Annotated in this window: 6 protein-coding genes; all 6 read left to right on the top strand. The window is 47.2% G+C overall.

Annotation, left to right across the window (positions count from 1 at the left end):
- Positions 1-106: 106 nt before the first annotated feature.
- The 6 genes from ftsH to rapZ all read left to right on the top strand — a co-directional run bounded on the left by ftsH (position 107) and on the right by rapZ (position 8106).
- The gene (gene ftsH, locus D7Y06_RS12975) at positions 107-2029 is read left to right on the top strand and encodes an ATP-dependent zinc metalloprotease FtsH (RefSeq protein ID WP_120408214.1); all 1923 of its coding nucleotides are present in this window, start codon (positions 107-109) and stop codon (positions 2027-2029) included.
- A complete protein-coding gene (uvrC, locus tag D7Y06_RS12970; protein ID WP_120408213.1) occupies positions 2020-3891 on the top strand; it encodes an excinuclease ABC subunit UvrC in 1872 nt (623 codons plus the stop codon). Before ftsH ends, uvrC begins: the two co-directional genes overlap by 10 nt.
- Before the next feature lie 73 nt (positions 3892-3964).
- Positions 3965-4900, top strand: a complete 936-nt coding sequence (gene hprK, locus D7Y06_RS12965) for an HPr(Ser) kinase/phosphatase (RefSeq protein WP_120408212.1) — start codon at positions 3965-3967, stop codon at positions 4898-4900.
- A 28-nt stretch (positions 4901-4928) separates the two neighbouring features.
- The gene (locus D7Y06_RS12960; protein WP_120408211.1) at positions 4929-6326 is read left to right on the top strand and encodes an aminopeptidase; all 1398 of its coding nucleotides are present in this window, start codon (positions 4929-4931) and stop codon (positions 6324-6326) included.
- Positions 6326-7237, top strand: coding sequence for a UDP-N-acetylmuramate dehydrogenase (murB, locus tag D7Y06_RS12955; RefSeq protein ID WP_120408210.1), 912 nt, complete (start codon positions 6326-6328; stop codon positions 7235-7237). Before D7Y06_RS12960 ends, murB begins: the two co-directional genes overlap by 1 nt.
- A complete protein-coding gene (gene rapZ / locus D7Y06_RS12950) occupies positions 7234-8106 on the top strand; it encodes an RNase adapter RapZ (RefSeq protein ID WP_120408209.1) in 873 nt (290 codons plus the stop codon). The genes murB and rapZ overlap by 4 nt, the downstream gene beginning before the upstream one ends.

Below are 8106 nucleotides of genomic sequence, written 5' to 3'. Positions count from 1 at the left end.
TAAAATCTTAAGAAAAAACAAGAAAAGTTCACCAACATCTTATTGCTTTTAACGCCTTTAACACATATAATAAAACTGTTTAGAATTTTATTACACGGAGGAAACTATGGATAATCAGGAACAGAATAATCAGAACAACAGGAACAATAAAAACGGTCAGATGATTATGACCTTTATTATAGTGTCGCTGTTTGCCCTGTTTATTATGACGCTTGTTTCCAATCGCATCAGCCAGCAGTTTAACCAGGAGATTTCTTACACGGAGTTTCTGGAAAAAGTTGAGGCAGGGGAAGTGGAAAGCATCAAATATACAGGTACTCAGATTAATATTACCCAGAAAAAGGACAAGGAGAATGCAAGGCTTCCCCAGTACCAAATCACCTATTACACAGGTATGGTGGATGATCCGGAGCTTATGCCCCTTTTAAAAAAGCACAATGTGGAGATATTCGGCTACATACCGGATAACACGTCCACCTGGATTTACAATATATTAAGTTTTGTGATTCCTTTAGCCCTGGTTTGGATTCTCATGGCATTTTTAATGCGGCGCATGGGAGGGGGCGGAATGATGGGAGTGGGGAAAACCACTGCCAAAGTCTATGTGGAAAAGAGTACGGGGGTTACCTTTAAGGACGTGGCGGGACAGGACGAGGCAAAAGAGTCCCTCCAGGAAGTGGTGGATTTTCTTCACAATCCCCAGAAATACCGGGAAATCGGCGCTAAACTTCCCAAAGGCGCCCTTCTTGTGGGACCTCCGGGAACAGGTAAAACCCTTCTTGCAAAAGCCGTGGCAGGGGAGGCGAAAGTTCCCTTTTTCTCCCTGGCAGGCTCTGATTTTGTGGAAATGTTTGTGGGCGTGGGAGCTTCTCGTGTCCGGGATTTGTTTAAAGAGGCCCAGAAACAGGCCCCCTGTATTATCTTTATAGACGAGATTGACGCTATCGGAAAGAGCAGAGACTCCCGTTACGGAGGGGGAAACGACGAGAGGGAGCAGACCTTAAACCAGCTTTTGGCGGAGATGGACGGTTTTGACACCTCCAAGGGGCTTTTGATATTAGCGGCTACCAACCGCCCGGAAGTTTTGGACAAAGCCCTGCTTCGTCCGGGGCGTTTTGACAGGCGTATTATCGTGGACAGGCCGGATCAGAAAGGCCGACTGGAAACCCTCCGGGTACATGCCAAGGACGTGCGCATGGACGAATCCGTGGATTTAAATGCCCTGGCCCTTGCCACTGCCGGCCTGGTGGGGTCAGACCTTGCCAATATGATAAACGAGGCGGCTATCAATGCGGTAAAAAAAGGCAGGAAATTTGTAAACCAGCCAGACTTGTTTGAGGCCTTTGAGCTTGTGGCCGTGGGAGGCAAAGAGAAGAAAAACCGGGTGATGAGCGAGAAAGAGCGGAGAATGGTTGCTTACCACGAGGTGGGCCACGCCATGGTTGCCGCTCTGCAGAAGAACACGGAGCCGGTGCAGAAGATTACCATTGTCCCAAGGACCATGGGAGCTTTGGGATATACCTTACAGACCCCGGAGGAAGAAAAGTATTTAGAGACGAAGGAAGAGCTTTTGGCAAAAATCGTTACCTTTATGGGGGGCCGTGCTGCGGAGGAGATTGTGTTTAAAACAGTTACCAGCGGAGCCGCCAATGACATTGAGCAGGCCACTAATGTGGCGAAATCCATGATTACCCGGTTTGGTATGTCGGATAAATTCGGAATGATGAACCTGGTGACCGTAGAGAGCCAGTACTTAGACGGCAGGGCTGCCATGAACTGCGCAGAAAAGACGGCTGCCCAGGTGGATAAAGAAGTTTTAAAACTTATAAGCGACAGTTATTCCGCAGCGGTTAAAATGCTAAAGGAGAACCGGGAAGTATTAGACAAGATTTCTGATTATCTCTATGAGCACGAGACGATTACAGGCAAAGAGTTTATGAAGATATTCCGGGAATTAAAAGGGCTTCCTGATCCTGAAGATGAGCAGGAAGAGCAGAAAAAACAGGAAAAGAGTGCTATATGTTTGTAATTGAAGATGAGTTAAAAAAACTCCCGGATCAGCCGGGAGTTTATATTATGCATGACAAAAATGACACCATAATTTATATCGGAAAGGCGGTTTCCCTGACAAAAAGGGTGCATCAGTATTTTCAGGCCAGCCACAATGAGGGAATCAAAAAAAACCAGATGGTGAAGCAGATTGTCCGTTTTGAGTATATTGTCACGGATTCCGAGCTGGAAGCCCTGGTGCTTGAGTGCAACCTGATTAAAGAGCACCGTCCCAAATACAACACCATGCTCCGGGACGACAAGACCTATCCGTATATAAAAGTGACTCTGGGGGAAGACTTTCCAAGAGTCCTTTTTTCCCGTTTGATGAAAAAGGACAAATCCAGGTATTTCGGGCCCTACACCAGCGCCGGGGCGGTGAAAGATTCTATTGATTTGTTAAATAAGTTATATGGACTTAGGACATGCAGCAGAGTGCTGCCCAAAGACATTGGAAAGCAGCGCCCCTGTCTTAATTACCATATTAAACAGTGCAGCGCCCCCTGCCAGGGATATATTTCAAAGGAAGAGTACAGAGAGAGGGTGGAGCAGGCGGTGAAGTTTTTAAACGGGGAATACCAGCCGGTGATGAAAGAGCTTGAGGAAAAAATGAACGCCGCTTCCCAGGAGATGGAATATGAGAAGGCAATGGAATACCGTGACCTTTTAAACAGTGTGAAACAGATTGCCCAGAAGCAGAAAATTACCCATTCTGACGGGGAGGACAAGGATGTCATCGGGGTTTCCAAAGACGGGGAAGACGCAGTGGTGCAGGTATTTTTTATCCGGGATGGAAAACTTATCGGCAGGGAGCACTTTTATGTGAAGGTGGCGGGGGAAGATAAGAGAAGCCAGATACTTTCTGTCTTTATCAAACAGTATTACGGCGGCACCCCTGTGATTCCCAAAACCATTATGCTGCCTCTGCCCGTAGAGGAAAAAGAGGTTTTGGAGGAGTGGCTTTCTAAAAAACGGGGGCAGAGAGTCCACATAAAGATTCCCCAGAGAGGACAGAAAGAAAAGCTAGTGGAGCTGGCGGTGAAAAACGCCCATCTTGTGCTAAGCCAGGACAAGGAGAAAATTAAGAGGGAGGAAGGCAGAACCATAGGGGCTATGAAAGAGATTGCAGGATTATTAAATCTTCCTTCTATTTTAAGGGTAGAAGCCTATGATATCTCAAATATCAGCGGCTTCCAGTCTGTGGGATCCATGGTTGTCTACGAGAAGGGAAAACCCTGCCGCAGCGACTACCGGAAATTCCGCCTGCGCACCGTAAAGGGGCCGGACGACTATGCCTCCATGCATGAAGTGCTTACCAGGCGTTTTGAACACGGTATGAAAGAAAGGGAAACATTAAAAGAAAAAGAGTTGGAGGAGAAATACGGAAGTTTCACCAAATTTCCCGACTTGATTATGATGGACGGGGGAAGGGGACAGGTAAATATTGCCCTGCAGGTGCTAGACGAGCTGCATCTTAGCATTCCGGTGTGCGGCATGGTAAAAGACGACAACCACCGCACCAGGGGGCTGTATTTTAATAATGTGGAAATTCCTATAGACAGGGGAAGCGAAGGGTTTAAGCTGATTACAAGAATTCAGGACGAAGCCCACCGCTTTGCCATTGAGTACCACCGTTCCCTAAGGAGCAAGGGCCAGGTTCATTCTGTTTTAGATGACATCCCAGGTATCGGGGCATCCAGAAGGAAAGCCCTTATGATGCGATATTCTTCTCTGGACGCCATACGGAATGCGGGGATAGAGGAGCTTGCCGCCACGCCTTCCATGAACATGCAGGCGGCGGAGGCTGTCTATCAGTACTTTCATACAGTTGATGGCGAATGAAAAATATGGTATACTCTAAAGCGTATCAGAAACAGGAAAAAGTTGAAAAAAGAAGAAAAAGGAGAGCAGCCGTATGGAGGGAGTAAGCGTAGCAAAGATAGCAAAAAAAATGGATTTGATGAATTATACCCCGGACATAGATTTGAAGGAGCACCGAATTTTACTTGCGGATGTAAACCGTCCTGCACTTCAGTTAAGTGGATATTTCGAACATTTTGAACAATCCAGGGTGCAGCTTATCGGGATGGTGGAATACGCCTATCTCCGGAAACAGTCAGAGGCGCAGCGGAAGGATTTGTACGAGAAGTTTTTATCTTTTGATATTCCCTGCGTGATTTTCTGCCGGGGATTTGAGCCGGATGATTCTTTTATGCAGGCAGCATTGAAGAATAACGTGCCTATATTCGGGACATCCAGAGGAACTTCCGAATTTATGGCAGAGCTCATCTATACATTGAAGGAGGCCCTGGCGCCCTGTATTACTATTCACGGTGTGCTGGTGGACGTTTACGGCGAGGGGCTTATGATAATGGGGGAGAGCGGAATCGGGAAAAGCGAGGCTGCCTTAGAGCTTGTGAAAAGAGGACACCGCCTTGTGACAGACGATGTGGTGGAAATCCGAAAGATAAATGACAACACCCTGATTGGAACTTCACCGGATGTGACCAGGTACTTTATCGAATTAAGGGGGATTGGAATTTTGGATGTCAAGACCTTATTCGGTGTGGAGTGTGTTAAGGAAAAACAGAGCATTGACTTGGTTATCAAGATGGAGGACTGGAAAAAAGAAAACGATTATGACAGGCTGGGCTTAGAGGAGGAATATATCGAATTTCTGGGAAATAAGGTGGTCTGCCACTCTCTTCCCATCCGGCCGGGGCGTAACCTGGCGGTTATCTGCGAGGCGGCTGCCGTAAACCACCGTCAGAAAAAGATGGGTTACAATGCGGCCCAGGAGCTGTACCGCAGGGTTCAGGCCAACCTTGCAAAACCGGAGGACGAAGAGTAAAAAATAAATATAGAAAGAAGAGAATAAAATGGAAAACAAAAATGCATGGGAAAAATATCCCGAAGGAAACAGAGAAAAAGTGTTGGATTTTGCAGAAGAGTACCGCAAATTTATTTCATCCTGCAAGACAGAGCGGGAATGTGTTACAGAGTTTGTGGAGCGGGCAAGGGCTGCGGGATTTAAAGATTTAAAGGAATTAATTGAAAATAAAACGGTTTTAAAGAGCGGCGACAAAGTGTATTATAACCAGATGGGGAAATCCATCGCTTTGTTTGTTATGGGAAAACAGCCCTTAGAGCAGGGGATGAATATTTTGGGAGCCCATGTGGATTCCCCCAGAATTGATATCAAACAGGTGCCCTTGTACGAGGACACCCAGATGGCCCTTTTAGACACCCATTATTACGGCGGGGTGAAAAAATACCAGTGGGTGACCCTTCCCTTAGCCCTCCACGGCGTCTTTGCAAAAAAAGACGGAAGCGTGGTTCCTTTTTCCATTGGGGAAAAAACGGAAGACCCGGTATTTGGCATCAGTGACCTTCTGGTGCATCTCTCCGGGGATCAGATGGAGAAAAAGGCGTCTAAAGTGATTGAAGGGGAAAAAATGGATATCCTTATCGGCAGTATCCCGGCAGAACTTGCCGGGGAGGACAAGGAGAAGACAAAAGATCTGGTAAAAGCAAATATGCTTGCCATTCTGGAAAAAATGTACGGCATAAAAGAGGAGGATTTCCTCTCAGCGGAGATTGAGGCTGTTCCTGCCGGGGCGGCAAGGGATTACGGATTTGACCGCAGTATGATTATGGGATACGGCCATGACGACAGGGTTTGTGCTTACCCCTCTTTCCAGGCTATTTTAAATACCAAAGACCCGGAGAAGACATGTGTGTGCCTTTTGGTAGATAAGGAAGAAATCGGAAGCGTAGGGGCAACCGGTATGCACTCCAGATTTTTTGAGGATGCAGTGGCTGAGATTTTAGAGCTTAGCGGGGAGTATTCCGGCATTAAAGTGCGCCGGGCTATGCGGAATTCCAAAATGCTCTCATCTGATGTAAGCGCAGCCTTTGACTCCAATTATCCGGAGACTATGGAGAAAAAGAATGCGGCATATTTCGGTATGGGCCTGGTATTTAACAAATATACCGGTTCCAGGGGAAAAAGCGGCTCCAACGATGCAAATGCAGAATATATGGCTGAACTTCGTCATATTTTAGATAAAAATAATGTGACGTTCCAGACATCAGAACTGGGGAAAGTGGACCAGGGCGGCGGCGGAACCATCGCTTATATTCTTGCAAACTACGGAATGCAGGTAATTGACTGCGGCGTGGCAGTGTTAAGCATGCATGCACCTTGGGAGATTATCAGCAAAGTAGATTTGTACGAGGCGCTTTTGGGATATGAAGCATTTTTCAGAGAGGCATAATGCAGGTGGAAAAGTTGTGGGATAAGTTAAGAAAAATATTGGATGAAAATCAGATTTTGAGAAATGAGCCCATGAAAAGGCATACCACCTTTCAGACGGGAGGGCCGGCGGACTGGTATCTCCTGCCAAGGTACGAGCAGCTTGCCCCTCTCATTGCCCTGTTAAGGGAACGGGACACAGAGATTACCATTATCGGCAACGGCAGTAATCTTTTAGTGGGGGACGGGGGAATCCGGGGAGCGGTGGTTGAAATCGGAAAGGCCATGCAAGAGATTACCGTTTCCGGGAAAACCATAAAGGCCCAGGCAGGGGCAATCCTTGGCAGCGTGGTATCAAAGGCCGGCCAAAACGGCCTTACCGGGATGGAGTTTGCAGCGGGAATCCCAGGCTCTGTGGGGGGGGCCATGGTGATGAATGCCGGGGCTTACGGCGGCGAGATGAAGGATGTTGCTGCCAAAGTGAAAGTCCTCACCCCCCAGGGAGAGATGATAGAGCTTGGGGCGGATGAAATGGAATTTGGCTACCGAAAAAGCGTGGTGTCGGAAAAAGGATACGTGGTTTTGGAGGCAGAGTTTGTCCTTGTTCCCGGGGAGAAAGAGGAAATCAAAAGAAAAATGGAAGAACTGAAGCGGCAGCGAATCAGCAAGCAGCCGTTAGAGTATCCCAGCGCCGGGAGCACCTTTAAGCGCCCGGAGGGGTATTTTGCAGGAAAACTTATTATGGACTGCGGCCTTTCCGGTTTCTCCGTGGGGGGAGCCCAGGTATCGGAAAAGCATTGTGGATTTGTAATTAACCGAGGAGGAAGTGCGGCGGATGTGCTGGCTGTGATTTCCCATGTGCAAAAGAAGGTAAAAGAGCGCTTTGGCGTGGAGTTGGAGACAGAAGTGAAACTGGTGGGAGAGTTTTTATGAAAGTGGTAATCTTAACCGGAATGTCCGGGGCGGGAAAAAGTACGGCGTTAAAGATGATGGAGGATATCGGGTTTTACTGTGTGGATAATCTGCCCATACCCCTTATTGAGAAATTTGTGGAACTTTCAGAGACAAGTACGGACGAGATTCAAAAGTTTGCCATTGGGGTAGATATCCGCAGCGGCAATTCCTTTGCGGAGTTAAGGGGGGTTTTGGATAAGCTTTATAAAAAAGGGGATTCCCCGGAGATTTTGTATCTGGATGCGGAGGATGCGGTCCTGGTAAAGCGCTACAAAGAGACAAGAAGAAACCATCCCCTTGCAGGGGGAGCCAGGGTGGAAGCAGGCATCGCTTTAGAGCGGGAAAAACTTGGATTTTTAAGAAAACGGGCAGATTATATCATTGACACCAGCCAGCTTTTAACCAGGGAACTTCGGGGGGAGCTGGAAAAGATTTTTGTGAAAAACCAGGACTATAAAAGCCTTTTTATTACCATTTTGTCTTTTGGTTTCAAATACGGAATACCTGCGGATTCCGATTTGGTCTTTGACGTGCGTTTTCTCCCCAATCCCTACTATGTGGAAGGGCTTCGGGCGAAAAGCGGCAATGACAAAGAAATACAGGACTATGTGCTGCAGTTTAATGAAGCCCATGAATTTTTGGAAAAACTCACGGAAATGGTGAAGTTTCTAATTCCAAATTACATAATAGAGGGGAAAAACCAGCTTGTGATAAGTATCGGCTGTACCGGGGGGAAACACCGCTCCGTAACCCTGGCAAATGAGCTGTACCATCATCTCTGTGACAGCAGGGAGTACGGAATCAAAATTGAGCACAGAGATATTGAAAAGGATGCATTGAGGAAGTAA

Source organism: Roseburia sp. 1XD42-69 (assembly GCF_003612565.1).
Classification (GTDB): domain Bacteria; phylum Bacillota; class Clostridia; order Lachnospirales; family Lachnospiraceae; genus Roseburia_B.
This window is presented reverse-complemented; position numbering and strand designations above follow the sequence as displayed.

Coding starts and splice junctions, on each gene's coding strand:
- ftsH (WP_120408214.1), top strand. CDS start 107: ATGGATAATCAGGAACAGAATAATCAGAACAACAGGAACAATAAAAAC.
- uvrC (WP_120408213.1), top strand. CDS start 2,020: ATGTTTGTAATTGAAGATGAGTTAAAAAAACTCCCGGATCAGCCGGGA.
- hprK (WP_120408212.1), top strand. CDS start 3,965: ATGGAGGGAGTAAGCGTAGCAAAGATAGCAAAAAAAATGGATTTGATG.
- D7Y06_RS12960 (WP_120408211.1), top strand. CDS start 4,929: ATGGAAAACAAAAATGCATGGGAAAAATATCCCGAAGGAAACAGAGAA.
- murB (WP_120408210.1), top strand. CDS start 6,326: ATGCAGGTGGAAAAGTTGTGGGATAAGTTAAGAAAAATATTGGATGAA.
- rapZ (WP_120408209.1), top strand. CDS start 7,234: ATGAAAGTGGTAATCTTAACCGGAATGTCCGGGGCGGGAAAAAGTACG.